The organism is Stenotrophomonas sp. INTA L402-1, assembly GCF_059295135.1.
In genome coordinates this window covers 63,595-81,355 of record NZ_JCAFWP010000019.1, presented here as the reverse complement: position 1 = coordinate 81,355, position 17,761 = coordinate 63,595, and the positions used below count along the sequence as shown (strand labels likewise).

Sequence of the window (17,761 nt, the reverse complement as noted above, 5' to 3'; positions counted from 1 at the left end):
AGATGTGTATAAGAGACAGACGCAGGTGTCAACGCGCCGCCAGCCACCCGATCACGCTTTCCGCAGCACGCAGGCCACTGGCGTAGCACGCCGTCAGCAGATAGCCGCCGGTAGGTGCCTCCCAGTCCAGCATCTCGCCGGCACAGAACACGCCGGGCACTGCCCGCAGCATCAGGCCATCGTCCAGCGCATCCAGGCGCACGCCGCCAGCCGTGCTGATCACCTCGGCCATCGGCCGTGGACGCAGCAGGCGCAACGGCAGGCGCTTGAGCGTGGCGGCCACGATGGGCAGGTCGTGGCCCGCGTCCTTGCCAAGGATTTCGAACACCAGCGCGGCCTTCACTGCATCCAGGCCGGCCTGGCGACGCAGGTGTTCGCCGAAGCTGCGACCCTTACGCGGGCGCGACAGATCGGCCAGCAGGCGTGCTTCATCGCGTCCCGGCACCAGGTCCAGCCACAGCATGGCGTGGCCATCGCGGTTGATTGTCTCGCGCAGGTCTGCGGCCAATGCGTAGATCAGGCTGCCTTCGATGCCGTACTCGCTGGCCACGCATTCGCCCTGCAGCGACTGCGGTTGTCCCGCCAGGTCGGTCCAGTGCGCGACCACCGGTTTCAATGGTGCGCCGGCATTGCGCTGGGCGAAGAACGGCGTCCAGTCGATGTCGAAGCCGCAGTTGGCCGATTGCAGCGGCGCAATGTCCACGCCACGTGCCTGCAGTGGCGAGACCCAGGCGCCGTCGCTGCCCAGCTGCGGCCAGCTGCCGCCGCCCATGGCCAGCACGGTAGCATCGGCATGCACTTCAACGGCGCCGTCTTCGGTTTCAAATCGCAGGGCGCCGTCGTCGCTCCATCCGATCCAGCGGTGGTTGGCGTGCAGGCGCACACCCTGTTCTTTCAGGCGGCGCACCCAGCCGCGCAGCAGTGGGGCTGCCTTGCGGTCGACCGGGAACACGCGGCCGGAGCTGCCCACATAGGTCTCCACGCCAAAGCCGGCAGCCCAGTCGCGCAGCGCCTGCGCGTCGAAGCCGTCCAGCCAGCGTCCCACGGCAGAGGCCTGCTCGCGGTAGCGGCTGTCGAACAGCGGCCGCGGATCGGAATGGGTGAGGTTGAGCCCGCCCTTGCCGGCGATCAGGAACTTGCGGCCGGGCGAACCCTTGGCCTCGTACAGGTCCACCTGCAGCCCGGCCGCGCGCAGGCGCTCGGCGGCGAACAGGCCGGCCGGGCCGCCGCCGATGACGGCGACCCGTGGAGGCGTTGCGGTATTACGGTTTGACATCGAGCAGCTCGACATCGAACACCAGCGACGAGCCGGCCGGGATCGGGCCAACCCGGCGGTCGCCGTAGCCGTAGTCCGGCGGGATCATCAGGGTGCGCTTGCCGCCGACCTTCATGCCGGCCACGCCCTCATCCCAGCCGCGGATGACCTGGCCGGCGCCGAGCGCAAAGGTGAACGGTTCGCCACGGCTGACCGAGCTGTCGAAGGTCTTGCCGTGCTTGGTTTCGGTGCGGTTGTCGTAGATCCAGCCGGTGTAGTGCACGGTGACCTTGTTGCCGGCAACGGCTTCGGTGCCGGTGCCCGGGACGGTATCGATGCGCTCGAAGGTGGTCAGGGTGCCACCCGGCGGTGGGCCGGACGGTTCGGTCGAGCAGCCAACGGCGGCGAGGGACAGCAGCAGGGGAAGCAGCAGGCGGCGCATCGGGCGTCTCCGGAAGGGCGCAGGGCGAGGGCGGCAAGGGTAGCGCATCGGCGCCGGGTATCATGGGGGGCATGGCAAAACTCCTGCTCAATCTGCGCAATGTCGGCGACGACGAATACGCCGATGTCTGCACGCTGCTCGACCAGCACGGCATCGCCTGGTATCGCACCGAACCCAGCCCCTGGGGCATTTCCAACGGCGGCCTGTGGCTGCGCGAGGACGCCGATCATCCGCGTGCGAAGGCGCTGATGGCCGAGTACCAGGCCGAACGCGGGCCGCGCATCCGTGCCGAGCGCGAGCAGGCGTTGCGCGAGGGGACGGCGGAGACCTTCGGCAGCCTGTTCCGGCGCCGGCCGGTATATGTGGTGCTGGTGCTGCTGGCGATGGCCGGTGCGGCGGCGCTGGTGCTGCTGCCGTTCGTGCTGTTGCGGGGGTAAGGGGGGCTTCTGGCCGGGTTGCACCCGGCACCCGCTAGTGCCGGCCGCTGGCCGGCAACAGCAAAAGCAACAGCAACAGCAGGCAATCCGTGGTGGGCAGGGCGGTGTGGGCAGGCGGGACACGCCGTAAACCCATCCTTGGGGGCTCGATGGCGCCATCCATGGCGCCAACGGTCCCGCCTGCCCACACCGCCCTGCCTCTGACAAGTTCTGGGTACCTGCCGGGGGTCGGATTCCTCTGCCGCGCAGAGGGCTCTGACCCCCTGAATCTGTCTGTGTGGGCGGGAGGCGCTAAAATGGCGGGATGATCGCCAATACCGCTGCCTACCATTTCGCCGTCATCGACGCTCCCCAGGCCCTGTGCGACCAGTTGCTGGCGCGCGCCGAGGCGGCGCAGCTGCGCGGCACGATCCTGGTGGCGGGCGAGGGGTTGAACCTGTTCCTGGCGGGTGCGCCGGAGGCGGTCGAAAGTTTCTATGCCGCGCTGCATGCCGATGCGCGCTTTGCCGATATGCGGGTCAAGACCAGCCTGAGCGAGCATCAGCCGTTCGCGCGGCTGAAGGCCAAGGTGAAGGACGAGATCATCAGCTTCCGCCGTGATGACGGCCAGCCGCTGGAGTATCCGCGTGCACCGGCGGTCGATCCGGCTACCGTGCAGCGCTGGTTGCGGCAGGGGCATGATGACGCCGGCAAGCCGGTGGTCATGCTCGATACGCGCAATCTGCAGGAAGTGGAGTACGGCACCTTCAAGGATGCGCTGGTGCTGCCCATCCACAAGTTCACCGACCTGCCCGAGGCGCTGGCGCCGCACCGCGAGGCGCTGAAGGACAGCACCGTGGTCAGTTTCTGCACCGGCGGCATCCGCTGCGAGAAGGCCGCGCTGTGGATGGTCAACGACGGCATGGACAACGTGCTGCAGCTCGATGGCGGTATCCTCGGCTACTTCGAGGAGGTGGGCGGCGAAGGTTACGAAGGCCGCTGCTTCGTGTTCGACGAGCGCGTGGCGCTGGATGCCGAGCTGAAGCCGATGGTCGACCAGCCGCTGCCGGAGCCGCGCCCCAGCGCGTTCTGACGCTTCCTTGGTAGAGCCGGCCGCTGGCCGGCTGCGAAGCGATCTACCTGTATGCCGGCCAGCGGCCGGCACTACCAATCGCGCTTGGCGCGGATCAGGGCACCCCGGATCGGTCCGGCGGGCCCTGAACCCGTCCCACGGGAATCAGCATCCCGCCACCGTCACTGGCCGCCGCGCCCGGCCGACCCCATGCATGGGGGATCCTGTGACGGAAAACTGCTGATGATCCCGTTGTCGATCCTTGACCTGGCCCCGGTCTGCGAGGGCAGTGACACCACCGCTGCCTTCGCCAACATGCTGGAACTGGCCCAGCACGCCGATGCGCTGGGCTACCGCCGCTACTGGCTGGCCGAACACCACAACATGCCTGGCATCGCCAGCGCGGCCACCGCCGTGCTGATCGGTCACGTGGCGGGTGGTACAAAGCGCATCCGCGTCGGTGCCGGCGGCATCATGCTACCCAACCATGCGCCGCTGCAGGTGGCCGAGCAGTTCGGCACGCTCGCCTCGCTGTATCCGGACCGCATCGACCTCGGCCTGGGCCGTGCGCCGGGCACCGATCAGCCGACCGCGCGTGCACTGCGCCGCTACTTCGACAGCGCCGACCAGTTCCCGCAGGACGTGCGCGAGCTGCTGCATTACTTCGAACCGGTACAGCCCGGGCAGGCGGTGCAGGCGGTTCCGGGTGGTGGCCTGCGGGTGCCGACCTGGATCCTCGGTTCCAGTCTGTTCGGTGCGCGCATGGCCGCGTCGATGGGCCTGCCATACGCGTTCGCCTCGCACTTCGCACCGGACGTGATGGACGAAGCGCTGGCGGTATACCGACGCGAGTTCCACCCCTCGGCCACGCTGAAGCAGCCGCACGCGATGCTGGCCCTGAACGTCGTTGCCAGCGACAGCGAAGCCGAATCGCGGCGCCTGTTCACCAGCCAGCAGCAGAGTTTCGTGAACCTGCGTCGTGGCCGACCGGGCAAGATTCCGGCACCCATCGACGACATCGAGTCCTTCTGGGAGCCGCACGAAAAAGTGGGCGTGGAGCGGGCACTGGCCTGCACCGTGCTGGGGGATCCGCAGCAGGTGGCGGAAGGCATCGCCGCGTTTGTCGAGCGCCACAAGCCGGACGAGCTGATGCTCACCGCCAACCTGTATGACCACCGTGCGCGCCTGCGCTCGTTCGAACTGGCGATGCAGGCCTGGCACGCCCGCCACGCGGGCTGAACAATTGCGTCACGGCCCATTGCGGCCGAACCGCGTCTGATGGGGGCTCATATCGAAGGAGCCCCCACATGGCCGACACCCGCGCCGAACACATTGCCCAACTGGCAGAACTGATCAAGGACGTGGAGGTGGCGATGTTCACCACCACCGGCGTCGACGGCCGCCTCTACAGCCGGCCGCTGGCCACCCAGCAGGTCACCTTCGACGGTGATCTGTGGTTCGTCATCACTGCCGACAGCCCGAAGGTGGCCGAGATTGCGCTCGACCCGCGCGTCAACGTGGCCTATGCCTCGCCATCGAAGAACACCTATGTGTCGGTGGCCGGGCGCGCGCGCGTGGTTGATGATCGCACGAAGATCGAGGAACTGTGGTCGCCAGCGATGAAGCTGTTCTTCCCGGGCGGCAAGGACGACCCGAACCTGCGCCTGATCCAGGTGCGCGCCGACTCGGCCGAGTACTGGGATGGACCGGGCACGCTGCTGGGCACAGCGCTGAGTTTCGTGCTGTCAGCCGTGCAGGACGAACCGGCGGCGTTGGCCGACAACGGATTCATCGACCTTCGATGATGGCCGATGTCCGGTATTGGTAGTGCCGGCCGCTGGCCGGCAAACCAGGAAACGTGGCAGCCGGCCAGCGGCCGGCTCTACCGGATTCCGGCTCAGAACCAGCGCTGGAACAGCTCCACCGTATAGCCCACCAGCTGCCCCGAACTGAAACCGAAGAACGCGATCGCCGCCAGCGCCGCGATCCAGTTGAACAGCATCAGCGCGCCATCGCGTTCCAGCAGTGCCAGCGAGAACAGCAGCAGCTGGAAGCCGAACAGGAAGTTGGTGAAGGGAATCGGCAACGACAGCAGCAGGCCCAGCAACACCAGCAGCAGGCCGCTGAAGGCATGCGCCGGCAGCGGTGTCAGCAGCTGCGGCAGGCGCGGTTTCAGCATCTTGTCCAACCGCCGCAGCGGGCGGTCGATGCGGTCCAGGAAGCGGTGCATGGTGCCGCGCTTGGGCCCGCGGCGGGCGATGAAGCCGGGCAGCCACGGCCGGCGCAGGCAGAACAGCATCTGCAGGCCGATCAGGATCACCAGCGGGCCGCTGACCGCGCCGCCCATGCCCGGGATCGGGATGAACGATGGCAGGATCGCCACGAACAGGAACACGCCGAACGCGCTCTGCTGCAGGTTGCACAGGATCTGGCCGAGCGGCATGTGCTCGGCCGGGTCGCCGGAGGCGAACATCTCCAGCAGGGTGCGGATGCCCTCGTTACGGTAGGCCGGGCGCTCAACGCCCGGACCCTGGCCGGCCTCAGGCGGTGAGCTCATCGGCCTGCTCGTCGGACAGCGTACGCAGCAGCAGCTTGTCCACCCGCGCACCATCCAGGTCGACCACCTCGAAGCGCCAGCCGGCCCAGTCGAAGTACTCGCCCGCGTGCGGGATGCGGCCGAAGTAGTGGATGCACATGCCGGCCAGCGTGTAGTAATCGCCATCCTCGGCATCGGGCAGATCGTTGCTGCCGATCAGCTCGCGCAGGTCCTCGATCGGCAGCGAGCCGTCCACCAGCAGCGAACCGTCTTCGCGGGTCACCACCAACGCATCTTCGTCGGCGTTCTCCACCGCCTGCAGGCGGCCGACCACCGCGCCCATCAGGTCGCTGATGGTCACCAGGCCCTGGATTTCGCCGTACTCGTCCACCACCAGCGCCATCGACTGCTGTTCCTCGCGGAAGATCTCCAACAGCTTCATCGCGTGGGTGGATTCAGACACGTACAGCGGTTCGCGCAGGGTCTGGAACAGCGCGTTGTCGCCGCGCGCCATGCGTGTGGCCAGCGATTTCAGTTCAAGCACGCCGACCACGTCCATGTCGTTGTCGCGCAGCACCGGGTAGCGCGAGAACTCGTGCTCGGCCATGATTTCCAGGTTGCGCTCCAGCCCAGCCTGGGTATCCAGCCAGGCGATGCGGTTGCGCGGGGTCATCAGGCTGTCGGCGGTGCGGTCGCCCAGGCGCATGACGCGGTTCATCATGTCGCGCTCGTGGGCGTCGATCACACCGGCCTCGTGGCTCTCGGCCACCAGCATGCGGATCTCTTCTTCGGTCACCGAGGCGACTTCATCCTTGCCCAGGCCGAACAGGCGCAGCACCAGCTGGGTGGTCTTGGACAGCAGCCAGACGAAGGGCAGGGCCAGCTTGGCCAGCCAGCTCATCGGCATCGCCACCAGGCCGGCAATGGCCTCCGAGCGGGTCAGTGCCAGGCGCTTGGGCACCAGTTCGCCGAAGATCAGCGTGATGAAGGTGATCAGGCTGACCGCCAGCGTGGTACCGACGTTGCCGGCGTAGGCAAAGCCCGGCATCAGGCCCTGGATCCAGCCGGCGAAGGCTTCACCCAGTGCTTCACCGCCGAGGTAGCCGGTCAGCACGCCGATCACGGTGATGCCGATCTGCACAGTGGACAGGAAGCTCTCCGGCTTCTCCGACAGCTCCAGCGCCTTGGCGGCACGCTTGGAGGTGGCGGCCATCTGCTTCAGGCGGCTCTTGCGCGAGGTCATGACCGACATCTCGGACATGGCGAAGAAGCCGTTCAGCAGAACAAGCGCGAAGACAATCAGGATCATTTCAAACACGGGCGTCGTCCCCGGTTGGTGGCAGGGAGGGCGGGTGCTTGCGATGGCGGCTGGCGCTCAGGAACAGGGTCCGGCGCGGCGCAGGGGGGTAAGGGTCGTCGTCCATAAGGTGCGCCCGAAGGCGCGCTGGCATCTTAGCAAAGGGGCGTGGCAGGGTGGCAACCGCCTGTTCAGGTTGGGGCTTCCAGAGCCCCGGAAGGGGGCAGGGATACCCGTGATGGTCATCTAGCCGTCATAATTCCGTCTGGTGCCGTCCTTCCCGCGACGGCTGACAGGTTTCTCAATGTTCTCTCTGCAGACCATTTTCGGTTCCGGCAAACAGTTCTACACCCTGCTCGATGAGGCTGCCGTCGCGGCTTCCGACGCCGCCAAGGCGCTGCATTCCATGCTGCGCGAGGCCGACCGCCAGCCCGCGCTGGACGCGTTCAAGCTGGCCCGCCTGCGCGAACGCGCGGCCTCGGACAAGATCAGCCAGGCGCTGGTGGACAGCTTCATGACCCCGATCGAGCGCGAAGACATCGAAGCGCTGGGCTCGGCGCTGTACAAGATTCCGAAGCAGATCGAGAAGTTCGCCGATCGCTATTCGCTGGCCACGACCCACCTGGAGCACATCGACTTCGCGCCGCGCGCGGCGATGCTGGAACAGGCTGCCGGCGTGGTGGTGGAGATGGTGGCCGACCTGCGCCACATGAACCTGGACCGGATGACCGCGCTCAACGAGAAGCTGCGTTCGCTGGAGAACGAGGCCGACCGCCTGATGCTCGAGCTGTACCGCGACATCTACTCGGGCCGCCTGGACAACCTGCAGATGTTCCTGCTGAAGGAATTCTTCGAGATCCTGGAAAAGGCCATCGACCGCTGCCGCGAGGCCGGCGTGGTGGCGTACCAGATCGTGTTGAAGAACAGCTGACGGACGCCGCCGCATGTTGACCCTTGTCCTGGTGGTGATCCTCGCCGCGCTCGTCTTCGAGTTCATCAACGGCTTCCACGACACCGCCAACTCCATTGCCACCGTGGTGGCGACCAAGGTGCTCTCGCCCGGCTGGGCGGTGATGCTGGCCGCCTTCATGAACCTCATCGGTGCACTGACCGGTACCGCGGTGGCGCTGACCATCGCTTCGGGCCTGCTCAACACCAACGTGGTCGACGTCACCCCGCAGGTGATCCTGTGCGCCCTGCTGGGCGGCATCATCTGGAACCTGATCACCTGGTGGAAGGGCCTGCCGTCCTCGTCCTCGCACGCCCTGATCGGTGGCCTCTGCGGCGCCGGCCTGGCCGCTGCCCACAACAACTGGGACGCGCTGATCTGGTCCGAGCGCCTGGGCAGCTGGGCGCAGAACAAGGGCCTGCTGTGGAAGGTGTTCGTGCCGATGATCACCTCGCCGATCGCCGGCTTCCTGCTCGGCATCGTGGTGATGGTGCTGCTGTGGGGCCTGATCGCCGGGCTGGCCAAGATCGGTGGTGCCATCGGTCGCCTGGCCCGCCCGCGCATCGTCAACGCCTTCTTCGGCAAGGCGCAGATCGCCTCGGCGGCCTACATGGGCTTCGCCCACGGCCACAACGACGCGCAGAAGACCATGGGCATCATCGCCATGACCCTGATCGGCGCCGAAGCGACCGGTGCGCTGGATGACCTGCCGTCGTGGCTGGCCTTCATGCACCCGGACGCCAGCGCCGGTGACGGCATCGCGATGTGGATCGTGCTGACCTGTGCGGTGGTGATGGCCGCCGGTACCGCCTCGGGCGGCTGGAAGATCATCAAGACCCTGGGCCACAAGATGGTCAAGCTGCACCCGATCCACGGCTTCGCCGCGGAGACCAGCTCGGCCACCATCCTGACCCTGGCCGCCCACTTCGGCATGCCGGTCTCGACCACGCACAGCATCTCCACCGCGATCATGGGCGTCGGCTTCGCCAAGAACCCGCGCTCGCTGAAGTTCGGCGTCATCGAACGCATCGTCTGGGCCTGGATCCTGACCATCCCGGCCGCAGGTGGTTGTGCGTACCTGATCCTGAAGCTGTTCGAACTGTTCGGCTGGACCTGATTGCCGCGCCAAGGTGCACACGAAAAAGCCCGCCGGATACCGGCGGGCTTTTTTCATGCGCAGAGAATTCTTCCGGACACATCGTGTCGACCAAGGTCGACACCTACCAGAGCAGAAACAGGGATCCGCCCTCGTGCCGACCAACGGTCGGCACCCACCAACAGCGCACGGAAACTGTCGAAGGCGGGGTGGGATGGGCAGGCGGGGGCGCAGAGCGCCATGGATGGCGCTCTACGAGGCACGCAGGAGCAGTTTTTGCCGTCCCCCGCCTGCCCATCCCACCCCGCCAACCCACGGAATGCCAGCTCTTGCTGTTGCAGTGGCAGTTGATCCCCAGCGGGTGCCGGGCCGCAGGCCCGGCCACCACCACCCTCAGTTACGCTGGAACAACGCCTGCACATCCCTGCGGAACGCCGCCTGGCTGTCCGCCCGGCTGTAGAACATGTGCCCGCCCGGATAGCTGCGCACCTGCACCCGGTCCGGATTGCTGCCCATCGCCGGCATCTGGTCCACCGTCAGGATCGACCCCATGAACGGGCACGACAGATCATTCCAGCCATGCACGATCAGCACCTGCAGATGCGGATCGATCGCCACCGCCTGCCGCAGCTGGGTCACCGCGCCCTGGCGCAGCTCGCCGTTGCGGTCCCACAGCCGGTTCACGTCGTAGTTCAGCGCTTGGTAGCGTGCATCCACCTTCCAGCCGACCACGCGCGTCACGAAGTCGACCATCGCGGTGGTGGTCGGCGCAATGATGCTGTCCAGCAGCGGATCGTTGGCGCGCTGTTCCGGATCATTCGGGAACGGATCGAACGCGGTCACGTTGGAGTCGTAGCGGCTGCCCAGCGTGCCCTTGTCGCGGAACACCTCACGCAGATAGGCCTGCGTCTCCAGTCGGCCACCGGCGCGGCGCACGAACTGCGCATCCAGCCCGGTCAGCTCGGTCACCCGGCGCAGCATCGCCTCGGTCGCCTGCGGATCGCTGCGGCCCTTCATCAGCGCAGTGGCGTAGTCGCCGCGGGTGTATTCCACCACGTCGCGCATCGCCGCATCGGTCAGTTTGCCCTGGCGCTCCAGGTGCGCTGCAGCGATCGACGGCAGCGTCTGCATCCACGCCATCGGCGAGACATCGGCGTTGTCTTCCAGGGTCGGGCTCAGGTACGGCGACACCAGCACCAGGCCGTTCATCGCCACGCCCAGGCGGGTCTGCAGGAAGTGGGTGATGCGCGGGCCGCGGTAGCCGCCGTAGCTCTCGCCGGTCAGGTACTTGCGTGCACCCATGCGCTGGTTGCGCAGCAGCCAGTCGTAGATCGAGCGCGACAGGTATTCGATGTCGGCGCTGGGGTTGTACAGCTGCTTCTTCGCTTCGTCATCGCCGATGCGTGCACGGCTGAAGCCAGTGCCGACAGGGTCGATGAACACCAGGTCGGTGAAGTCCAGCCAGGTGCCGGGGTTGTCGTGCAGGGTGGCCGGCGCCGATGCGCTGTCACCCTCCGAACCAAAGGTGACCACCTTGGGCCCGATCGCGCCCATGTTGAGATAGACCGACGATGCACCCGGGCCGCCATTGAGCGCGAAGGTCACCGGCCGGTCCTTGCCCGGCATCGTATAGGCGGTGAACACCACATCGGCGATCACCTTGCCCTTGGCATCGCGCACCGGCAGGGTGCCGACGGTGGCGGTGTAGTCCAGGGTGCGGCCGGCCAGCCGCATGCTCTGGCGGGCTGACGCATCGGCGGGCAGCGCGGGCGCTTCGGTCTTGTCGTCTTTCGGATCGGGCTTGGCCTCGGCGTCGGGCGCGGCCAGCACGCTGGCTGGGGCGATGAGCAGGCCGACGCAGAGCGCGGCAGTGTGCAGCAGGGACTTCATGGCACCGGATCGGCAGCGGAAGGGGGTTCCGATGCTAGGCCGGTGGAGGGCATGTCGTATGTGTCCAAAGGCATGGCCGCGCGTCGAGGCCGCCAGTGGCCAGATTGGGTCAAGCGGGCAGGGTGGTGCGCAGTTCGTCGTCGGCCAGCAGGCCGTATACCGCCGAATCGGACAGTTCGCCCTGGATGCGCCAGCGCTGCCGCAGCACGCCCTCCAGGTGGAAGCCCAGCCGTTCAAGCACGTGTGCCGAGGGCCGGTTGCGCGGGTCGACTTCGGCTTCCACGCGATGCAGGCGCAGGGTCTGGAACAGGTAGTCCAGCAGGTGCTGCAGCGCTTCGTGCATGTAGCCCTGGCCTTGCCTGTCGGGGGCCAGAAGGTAGCCGATCTCGGCACGAGCGGCATCGCGATCCAGGGCGAACACCACGCAGATGCCCAGCAACGGGCCGTCCAGCGTTTCGCGCACGGCCAGCTTGAGCTGGGTGCCGGTGGCCTGTGCCGCCAGGTCATCGTCGATCTGCGCGCGCGCTTCGGCCGGTCGTGTCCACGCCGGGTGGTTCCAGAACCGCATCACGTCCGGATCGGACTGGATCGCGAACAGGGCGGCCGCATCGTCGCGGCGGATCGGGCTCAGGACCAGGCGCGCGCTGTGCAGCGGCAGGCCCGGGAACAGCAGCGAGTGGCTGGCCAATACGATGGTCCACACAGATGGACGCGCATTATGGCGCCGCCGGGTTTGCCGATGGGGGCGTAATGCCAAGGGCACATGAACCGGCATTACCGGGCGATGGGGCCAGAGCCGTTTCCCTGCGGGAAACGGATCCGACCCCGCGTCGGGTCAGACTTCCAGCGAAGCCAGATCGCCCTTGCTCTCCAGCCAGCCCTTGCGGTCGGAGGCGCGCTTCTTGGCCAGCAGCATGTCCATCAGCGAACGGGTCTGCTCGCCGTCGTCCACGGTCAGCTGCACCAGGCGGCGGGTGTCGGGGTGGATGGTCGATTCACGCAGCTGTGGCGGATTCATCTCGCCCAGGCCCTTGAAGCGGGTGACGTTGATCGCGCCCTTGATCTTCTCGCGTTCGATCTTGTCCAGCATCGAGCGCTTCTCTTCTTCGTCCAGGGCATAGAACACCTGCTTGCCCACATCGATGCGGAACAGCGGTGGCATCGCCACGAACACGTGGCCGGCATCGACCAACGCCGGGAAGTGCTTGAGGAACAGCGCGGTGAGCAGGGTGGCGATGTGCAGGCCGTCCGAGTCCGCGTCGGCCAGGATGATGACCTTGCCGTAGCGCAGGCCAGCAATGTCGTCCTTGCCGGGGTCGCAGCCGATGGCCACGGCCAGGTTGTGCACTTCTTCCGACGCCAGCACGCTGTTGGAGGACACTTCCCAGGTGTTGAGGATCTTGCCGCGCAGCGGCAGGATCGCCTGGAAGTCCTTGTCACGCGCCTGCTTGGCGCTGCCGCCTGCCGAGTCACCCTCCACCAGGAACAGCTCGGTGCGCGACAGGTCCTGGCTGATGCAGTCGGCCAGCTTGCCGGGCAGGGCCGGGCCCTGGGTGACTTTCTTGCGGACGACCAGCTTTTCGGTCTTCAGGCGCGCGCTGGCGCGCTCGATGGCGATCTGCGCGATCTTCTCGCCCAGCTCCACGTTCTGGTTCAGCAGCAGGCTGAACGCATCGTGGGCGGCGCCTTCGATGAAGCCGGCGGCCTGGCGCGAGGACAGGCGTTCCTTGGTCTGGCCGCTGAACTGCGGGTCGGTCATCTTCAGCGACAGCACGAACGACACGCGGTCCCACACGTCTTCCGGGGCCAGCTTGACGCCACGCGGCAGCAGGTTGCGGAAGTCGCAGAACTCGCGCAGCGCCTCGGTCAGGCCGGTGCGCAGGCCGTTGACGTGGGTGCCGTGCTGGGCAGTGGGGATCAGGTTGACGTAGCTTTCCTGCACCAGCTCGCCTTCCGGCAGCCAGGCCACGGCCCAGTCCACGATCTCGGTGTCTTTCTTCAGGTTGCCGACGAACAGTTCGGCCGGCAGCATCTCGCGATCGCCCAGCTCCAGCTTCAGGTAATCGCGCAGGCCGTCTTCGTAGTACCAGGTATCGACTTCACCGGTGGCCTCGTCGGTCAGCTTCACGGTCAGGCCCGGGCACAGCACGGCCTTGGCGCGCAGCAGGTGCTTGAGCGCGCGCACCGCGAACTTGGGCGTGTCGAAGTACTTCGGGTCCGGCCAGAAGCGCACGCGGGTACCGGTGTTCTTCTTGCCGACGCTGCCGACCACTTCCAGCGGCGTGGCGCGGTCGCCGTTGCGGAAGGTGATGCGGTGCTCGGCACCTTCGCGCTTGATGTGCACTTCCACCAGGGTCGACAGCGCATTGACCACGCTGACGCCGACGCCGTGCAGACCGCCGGAGAAGGTGTAGTTGTTGTTGCTGAACTTGCCGCCCGCATGCAGGCGGGTGAGGATCAGCTCGACACCCGGGATCTTCTCTTCCGGGTGGATGTCCACCGGCATGCCGCGGCCGTCATCGCTGACCTCCACGCTGCCGTCCTTGTACAGGGTGATCTCGATCGAGCGGGCGTGGCCGGCAAGGGCCTCGTCCACCGAGTTGTCGATCACTTCCTGCGCCAGGTGGTTCGGGCGCGCGGTGTCGGTATACATGCCGGGACGGCGCTTGACCGGGTCAAGGCCGGACAGGACTTCAATATCGGCGGCGTTATAACGGGCGTTCATCTGTCTTCGAAAGCTTGGAGCGACGGGCAAGTGTGGGGTCTGGCACGGGATTTTGCACGCCTGCGGTTCAGTCTCGGCGACGCAGAGGGGGTAAAATGGCAGCTGCTGGAATCTGAACACCGGCGACCCCCGTTGGGTCGAAACATCCAAGCCATACCGCGAGGAGGACCTCATGAAGAAGTTGCTGACCATTGCGATCCTGGCCGCTGCCGCCCTTGCAGTGCCGCTGGTGGTGGCGCAGAACGCCGGCCAGCCGGCCCCGCAGCAGGGTGACCAGGCCGACAAGGCGCAGGCCGAGGCCGATGCCAAGGCCAAGCGTCGGGCCCAGGCCAATGCCGAAATGAAGGCGCAGGGCCAGCCGGCCCCGCAGCAGGAAGAGGAAGAGGAAGCGCGCAAGAAGCGCTGATCCCGCCCCCTGCCAGGCGCCCTTGCGACAAGGGTTGCGCTCCGGAACGCCCCGCTTTGCGGGGCGTTTCTTTTTAGTGGCGTGCCATCTGCCTCTTGGGTTGGCGGCCATCAATCTGTAAACTATGGCTTTCCGGGAGTAAGTGCGTGTCCACCATTTGCGAATGGGCTGGAGCGGCCAAGCGTGGCTTCCAGCATGGCGGGTCGCAGGTGACGGTCGATTTGACCGGCACGGTCGCCCCGACCTCGCACGGTGGTCCCCGTCCGGCGCCTGCCGTCGCACGGATCCGCACCTCCCTCGCTGCCACAGCGAACCGGAAAACCCCCTCTGAGCACCATGCCTGCCCTCCGGGCGCGCGTGGTGCTGCCGTTTTCCATTTCCAGACAGGATGCTTGCAGCCATGACTCCCTTGATTTTCGTAACCGGCGGCGTGGTGTCCTCGCTCGGCAAAGGCATTGCCGCCGCGTCGCTGGCCGCCATTCTCGAAGCCCGTGGCCTGAAGGTCACGATGATGAAGCTTGACCCGTACATCAACGTCGACCCCGGCACCATGAGCCCGTTCCAGCACGGTGAGGTCTACGTCACCGACGACGGCGCCGAGACCGACCTCGACCTGGGCCACTACGAGCGCTTCGTGCGCACCCGCCTGAGCCGCAAGAACTCGGTCACCACCGGTCGTATCTACGAGAACGTAATCCGCAAGGAACGCCGCGGCGACTACCTGGGCGCGACCGTGCAGGTCATTCCGCACATCACCGACGAGATCCGCCGCTGCATCGACGAAGCCACCGAAGGCTACGACGTGGCGCTGGTGGAGATCGGCGGTACCGTCGGCGACATCGAGTCGCTGCCGTTCCTGGAAGCGATCCGCCAGGTGCGCACCGAGCGTGGCCCGGAGAAGGCGCTGTTCATGCACCTCACCCTGGTGCCGTACATCGGCGCCGCCGGTGAGCTGAAGACCAAGCCGACCCAGCACTCGGTGAAGGAACTGCGCTCGATCGGCATCCAGCCGGACGTGCTGCTGTGCCGTTCGGAACAGGCCGTGCCGGATTCGGAGCGCCGCAAGATCGCCCAGTTCACCAACGTTTCCGAGCGCGCGGTGATCAGCGTGCCGGACGTGGACGTCCTGTACCGCATTCCGTCGGGCCTGCATGCGCAGGGCCTGGACGAGATCGTCGTCAACCAGCTGAAGCTGGCCGACAAGGTCGGTCCGGTCGATCTGTCGATGTGGGAAGACGCGGTCGATGCGACCCTGCATCCGCTGGACGAAGTGACCATCGCCGTGGTCGGCAAGTACGTCGATCACCAGGATGCCTACAAGTCGGTCGGCGAAGCGCTCAAGCACGGCGGCCTGCGCCAGCGCACCAAGGTCAACCTGAAGTGGCTGGAAGCACAGGACCTGGAAGGCACCGACATGGCCGCACTGGCCGATGTCGACGGCATCCTGGTGCCGGGCGGCTTCGGTGACCGTGGTTTCGAAGGCAAGGTGCTGACCTCGAAGTTCGCCCGCGAGCAGCACGTGCCGTACTTCGGCATCTGCTACGGCATGCAGGCGGCCGTCGTCGATTACGCCCGCAACGTGGTCGGCCTGGAAGGTGCCAACAGCACCGAGAACGACCGCCAGTCGCCGAACCCGGTGATCGGCCTGATCACCGAATGGCGCACGGCAACCGGTGACGTCGAAAAGCGTGATGACAAGAGCGACCTCGGTGGCACCATGCGCCTGGGCCTGCAGGAACAGCGCCTGAAGCCGGGCACGCTGGCCCGTGAGCTGTACGGCAAGGACGTGGTTGCCGAGCGCCACCGCCACCGCTACGAGTTCAACAACCGCTACCGCACCCAGCTGGAAGATGCGGGCCTGGTGATCGCCGGCAAGTCGATGGACGACACCCTGGTGGAAGTGGTGGAGCTGCCGCGCGATGCGCACCCGTGGTTCCTGGCCTGCCAGGCGCACCCGGAATTCCTGTCCACGCCGCGTGACGGCCACCCGCTGTTCATCGGTTTCATCCGTGCCGCACGCGAGCGCAAGGCTGGCGGCAAGCTGCTGCAGGAAGCCCGCGCCTGACTTGTGATGGGGGCCGCCGGCCCCCATCTTGCACGCTTCAACCCCCAGCGCACCGGCCCGGCCGGTGCCGCGGACAACAAGGAAACGCCATGAAACTGTGTGGATTCGAGGTCGGGCTGGACCAGCCCCTGTTCCTGATCGCCGGCCCCTGCGTGATCGAGTCGATGCAGCTGCAGCTCGATACCGCCGGCAAGTTGAAGGAAGTCACCGACAAGCTCGGCGTCAACTTCATCTTCAAGTCCAGCTTCGACAAGGCCAACCGCACCTCGGGCACCGCGTTCCGCGGCCCGGGCATGGAAGAGGGCCTGAAGGTCCTGGCCGAGGTCAAGAAGCAGATCGGCGTGCCGGTGCTGACCGACGTCCACGAATACACCCCGATGGATGAAGTGGCCTCGGTGGTGGACGTGCTGCAGACCCCGGCGTTCCTGGTCCGCCAGACCGACTTCATCCGCAAGGTGTGCTCGGCCGGCAAGCCGGTCAACATCAAGAAGGGCCAGTTCCTGGCGCCGTGGGACATGAAGCCGGTCGTGGAAAAGGCCAAGGCCACCGGCAACGAGCAGATCATGGTCTGCGAGCGCGGTGCCAGCTTCGGCTACAACAACCTGGTCAGCGACATGCGTTCGCTGGCGGTGATGCGCGATACCGGTTGCCCGGTGGTGTTTGACGCCACCCATTCGGTGCAGCTGCCGGGTGGGCAGGGCACCAGTTCCGGTGGCCAGCGTGAGCACGTGCCGGTGCTGGCCCGCGCCGCCGTGGCGGTGGGCATCTCCGGCCTGTTCGCCGAGACCCATCCGGACCCGTCCAAGGCGCTGTCCGATGGCCCCAATGCATGGCCGCTGGACCAGATGGAAGCGCTGCTCGAGACCCTGATGGAACTCGATGCGGTGACCAAGAAGCACGGCTTCTCGCGCTTCGCGTGAGTCGTGACCCGCGGGGGGCGCTGGAAGCCCAGCGTCACCGCCGTCACTTGAAACGGTGGCCCTGGGGCCTGATCGCACTGGGTCTGGCCGTGCTGTTCACCGTGGGCATGTTCGGGCTGGTACTGATCGGCGCTGCGTCGGTGCGGCCCCCCGGTGATGGCAGCAGTGCGCTCGATCTGCGGGCGTACTTCATTGCGCTGCTGGTGGCGGAGCTGCTCGGTGCCGTGGGCTGCGTCGCTGCGGCTGTGCTGGCCTGGCGGCTGAATCGCGGCAAGGTCACGGCTGGCCTGGCGATCATCCTGCTCTCGCTGTGGCTGGGCGCCCTGTTCTACGGATTGCTCTGATGAATACGACCACATCGGCGCGTGGCTGGCCCTGGGGCCTGATCGCCCTGGGGCTGTCCGTGTTGACCTGGATCGCCCTGGTGGTGGGCGTGCTGGCCTTCACGTCCGGTTTCCGGCCGCCGGGGGATGGAAACAACGGCGTGCAGGCCACGCAGTGGTGGCTGCTGGGCGCGCTGGTCACGATGGTGCTGTCCTTCCTGGGCAGCCCGGTGGCGATGGTGCTGGCCTGGCGACGGCGGCGTGGCCCCATCCTGGCAGCGATTGCCGGTGCATTGCTGGTGATGCTGGTGTCGATGATCCTGATCGTGATCGGGTCCAGTTGGGGCTGAAGCCGCCCACGCCATTTGG

General features: G+C 66.7%; 18 protein-coding genes. 11 read left to right on the top strand and 7 right to left on the bottom strand.

Going from position 1 to position 17,761, the window contains the following annotated elements:
- Positions 1-28: 28 nt before the first annotated feature.
- Positions 29-1,276, bottom strand: a complete 1,248-nt coding sequence (locus AC5O77_RS12710) for a TIGR03862 family flavoprotein (RefSeq protein WP_478057079.1) — start codon at positions 1,274-1,276, stop codon at positions 29-31.
- Positions 1,263-1,697: an FKBP-type peptidyl-prolyl cis-trans isomerase gene (locus AC5O77_RS12705; RefSeq protein WP_004152813.1), complete on the bottom strand. Its 435-nt coding sequence runs from the start codon at positions 1,695-1,697 to the stop codon at positions 1,263-1,265. Before AC5O77_RS12705 ends, AC5O77_RS12710 begins: the two co-directional genes overlap by 14 nt.
- Before the next feature lie 71 nt (positions 1,698-1,768).
- On the opposite strand from AC5O77_RS12705, the gene AC5O77_RS12700 reads away from it, so the two are divergent.
- The 4 genes from AC5O77_RS12700 to AC5O77_RS12685 all read left to right on the top strand — a co-directional run bounded on the left by AC5O77_RS12700 (position 1,769) and on the right by AC5O77_RS12685 (position 4,990).
- Positions 1,769-2,134 (top strand): DUF6164 family protein, encoded by a 366-nt coding sequence (locus AC5O77_RS12700; RefSeq protein WP_032128940.1) that lies wholly within the window; start codon positions 1,769-1,771, stop codon positions 2,132-2,134.
- A gap of 304 nt (positions 2,135-2,438) precedes the next feature.
- Positions 2,439-3,206: a sulfurtransferase gene (locus AC5O77_RS12695; protein WP_049421507.1), complete on the top strand. Its 768-nt coding sequence runs from the start codon at positions 2,439-2,441 to the stop codon at positions 3,204-3,206.
- Between the two features lie 222 nt (positions 3,207-3,428).
- Positions 3,429-4,424, top strand: a complete 996-nt coding sequence (locus AC5O77_RS12690) for an LLM class flavin-dependent oxidoreductase (RefSeq protein ID WP_478057078.1) — start codon at positions 3,429-3,431, stop codon at positions 4,422-4,424.
- Between the two features lie 68 nt (positions 4,425-4,492).
- On the top strand, positions 4,493-4,990 hold the full coding sequence (locus AC5O77_RS12685; protein WP_478057077.1) for a pyridoxamine 5'-phosphate oxidase family protein: 498 nt from the start codon (positions 4,493-4,495) through the stop codon (positions 4,988-4,990).
- A 92-nt stretch (positions 4,991-5,082) separates the two neighbouring features.
- Here the strand turns inward: AC5O77_RS12685 and AC5O77_RS12680 are convergent, their stop codons facing one another.
- Together AC5O77_RS12680 and AC5O77_RS12675 are read right to left on the bottom strand one after the other, a co-directional pair.
- On the bottom strand, positions 5,083-5,742 hold the full coding sequence (locus tag AC5O77_RS12680; RefSeq protein ID WP_032128944.1) for an exopolysaccharide biosynthesis protein: 660 nt from the start codon (positions 5,740-5,742) through the stop codon (positions 5,083-5,085).
- A complete protein-coding gene (locus AC5O77_RS12675; RefSeq protein WP_049462710.1) occupies positions 5,726-7,030 on the bottom strand; it encodes a hemolysin family protein in 1,305 nt (434 codons plus the stop codon). Before AC5O77_RS12675 ends, AC5O77_RS12680 begins: the two co-directional genes overlap by 17 nt.
- A 292-nt stretch (positions 7,031-7,322) precedes the next feature.
- Here AC5O77_RS12675 and AC5O77_RS12670 point away from each other — a divergent pair, with 292 nt between their 5' ends.
- Positions 7,323-7,949, top strand: coding sequence for a DUF47 domain-containing protein (locus tag AC5O77_RS12670; RefSeq protein ID WP_004152833.1), 627 nt, complete (start codon positions 7,323-7,325; stop codon positions 7,947-7,949).
- Between the two features lie 13 nt (positions 7,950-7,962).
- On the top strand, positions 7,963-9,084 hold the full coding sequence (locus AC5O77_RS12665) for an inorganic phosphate transporter (RefSeq protein WP_032128946.1): 1,122 nt from the start codon (positions 7,963-7,965) through the stop codon (positions 9,082-9,084).
- A 372-nt stretch (positions 9,085-9,456) separates the two neighbouring features.
- Here the strand turns inward: AC5O77_RS12665 and AC5O77_RS12660 are convergent, their stop codons facing one another.
- The 3 genes from AC5O77_RS12660 to parE form a co-directional block, all read right to left on the bottom strand.
- Entirely contained in the window at positions 9,457-10,953 is a 1,497-nt protein-coding gene (locus AC5O77_RS12660; protein WP_032130111.1) for a S10 family peptidase, read from the bottom strand.
- A gap of 109 nt (positions 10,954-11,062) precedes the next feature.
- The gene (locus tag AC5O77_RS12655; protein WP_107432345.1) at positions 11,063-11,641 is read right to left on the bottom strand and encodes a GNAT family N-acetyltransferase; all 579 of its coding nucleotides are present in this window, start codon (positions 11,639-11,641) and stop codon (positions 11,063-11,065) included.
- 147 nt (positions 11,642-11,788) lie between these two features.
- On the bottom strand, positions 11,789-13,678 hold the full coding sequence (gene parE, locus AC5O77_RS12650) for a DNA topoisomerase IV subunit B (RefSeq protein WP_019338185.1): 1,890 nt from the start codon (positions 13,676-13,678) through the stop codon (positions 11,789-11,791).
- A 172-nt stretch (positions 13,679-13,850) separates the two neighbouring features.
- On the opposite strand from parE, the gene AC5O77_RS12645 reads away from it, so the two are divergent.
- From AC5O77_RS12645 to AC5O77_RS12625, 5 genes are all read left to right on the top strand, one after another.
- Positions 13,851-14,084, top strand: a complete 234-nt coding sequence (locus AC5O77_RS12645; protein ID WP_317217820.1) for a hypothetical protein — start codon at positions 13,851-13,853, stop codon at positions 14,082-14,084.
- A 400-nt stretch (positions 14,085-14,484) separates the two neighbouring features.
- Positions 14,485-16,149, top strand: coding sequence for a CTP synthase (gene pyrG, locus AC5O77_RS12640; protein WP_032130113.1), 1,665 nt, complete (start codon positions 14,485-14,487; stop codon positions 16,147-16,149).
- Positions 16,150-16,238: 89 nt separating this feature from the next.
- Positions 16,239-17,069 (top strand): 3-deoxy-8-phosphooctulonate synthase, encoded by an 831-nt coding sequence (gene kdsA / locus AC5O77_RS12635; protein ID WP_014036736.1) that lies wholly within the window; start codon positions 16,239-16,241, stop codon positions 17,067-17,069.
- Positions 17,066-17,413 (top strand): hypothetical protein, encoded by a 348-nt coding sequence (locus tag AC5O77_RS12630; RefSeq protein ID WP_478057076.1) that lies wholly within the window; start codon positions 17,066-17,068, stop codon positions 17,411-17,413. Before kdsA ends, AC5O77_RS12630 begins: the two co-directional genes overlap by 4 nt.
- Positions 17,413-17,742: a hypothetical protein gene (locus tag AC5O77_RS12625; RefSeq protein WP_049400376.1), complete on the top strand. Its 330-nt coding sequence runs from the start codon at positions 17,413-17,415 to the stop codon at positions 17,740-17,742. The genes AC5O77_RS12630 and AC5O77_RS12625 overlap by 1 nt, the downstream gene beginning before the upstream one ends.
- Positions 17,743-17,761: the final 19 nt, after the last annotated feature.

Bases quoted from the DNA above. Each gene is read 5' to 3' on its own strand.
- AC5O77_RS12710 (WP_478057079.1), bottom strand. From the start codon at position 1,276: ATGTCAAACCGTAATACCGCAACGCCTCCACGGGTCGCCGTCATCGGC.
- AC5O77_RS12705 (WP_004152813.1), bottom strand. From the start codon at position 1,697: ATGCGCCGCCTGCTGCTTCCCCTGCTGCTGTCCCTCGCCGCCGTTGGC.
- AC5O77_RS12700 (WP_032128940.1), top strand. From the start codon at position 1,769: ATGGCAAAACTCCTGCTCAATCTGCGCAATGTCGGCGACGACGAATAC.
- AC5O77_RS12695 (WP_049421507.1), top strand. From the start codon at position 2,439: ATGATCGCCAATACCGCTGCCTACCATTTCGCCGTCATCGACGCTCCC.
- AC5O77_RS12690 (WP_478057078.1), top strand. From the start codon at position 3,429: ATGATCCCGTTGTCGATCCTTGACCTGGCCCCGGTCTGCGAGGGCAGT.
- AC5O77_RS12685 (WP_478057077.1), top strand. From the start codon at position 4,493: ATGGCCGACACCCGCGCCGAACACATTGCCCAACTGGCAGAACTGATC.
- AC5O77_RS12680 (WP_032128944.1), bottom strand. From the start codon at position 5,742: ATGAGCTCACCGCCTGAGGCCGGCCAGGGTCCGGGCGTTGAGCGCCCG.
- AC5O77_RS12675 (WP_049462710.1), bottom strand. From the start codon at position 7,030: ATGATCCTGATTGTCTTCGCGCTTGTTCTGCTGAACGGCTTCTTCGCC.
- AC5O77_RS12670 (WP_004152833.1), top strand. From the start codon at position 7,323: ATGTTCTCTCTGCAGACCATTTTCGGTTCCGGCAAACAGTTCTACACC.
- AC5O77_RS12665 (WP_032128946.1), top strand. From the start codon at position 7,963: ATGTTGACCCTTGTCCTGGTGGTGATCCTCGCCGCGCTCGTCTTCGAG.
- AC5O77_RS12660 (WP_032130111.1), bottom strand. From the start codon at position 10,953: ATGAAGTCCCTGCTGCACACTGCCGCGCTCTGCGTCGGCCTGCTCATC.
- parE (WP_019338185.1), bottom strand. From the start codon at position 13,678: ATGAACGCCCGTTATAACGCCGCCGATATTGAAGTCCTGTCCGGCCTT.
- AC5O77_RS12645 (WP_317217820.1), top strand. From the start codon at position 13,851: ATGAAGAAGTTGCTGACCATTGCGATCCTGGCCGCTGCCGCCCTTGCA.
- pyrG (WP_032130113.1), top strand. From the start codon at position 14,485: ATGACTCCCTTGATTTTCGTAACCGGCGGCGTGGTGTCCTCGCTCGGC.
- kdsA (WP_014036736.1), top strand. From the start codon at position 16,239: ATGAAACTGTGTGGATTCGAGGTCGGGCTGGACCAGCCCCTGTTCCTG.
- AC5O77_RS12625 (WP_049400376.1), top strand. From the start codon at position 17,413: ATGAATACGACCACATCGGCGCGTGGCTGGCCCTGGGGCCTGATCGCC.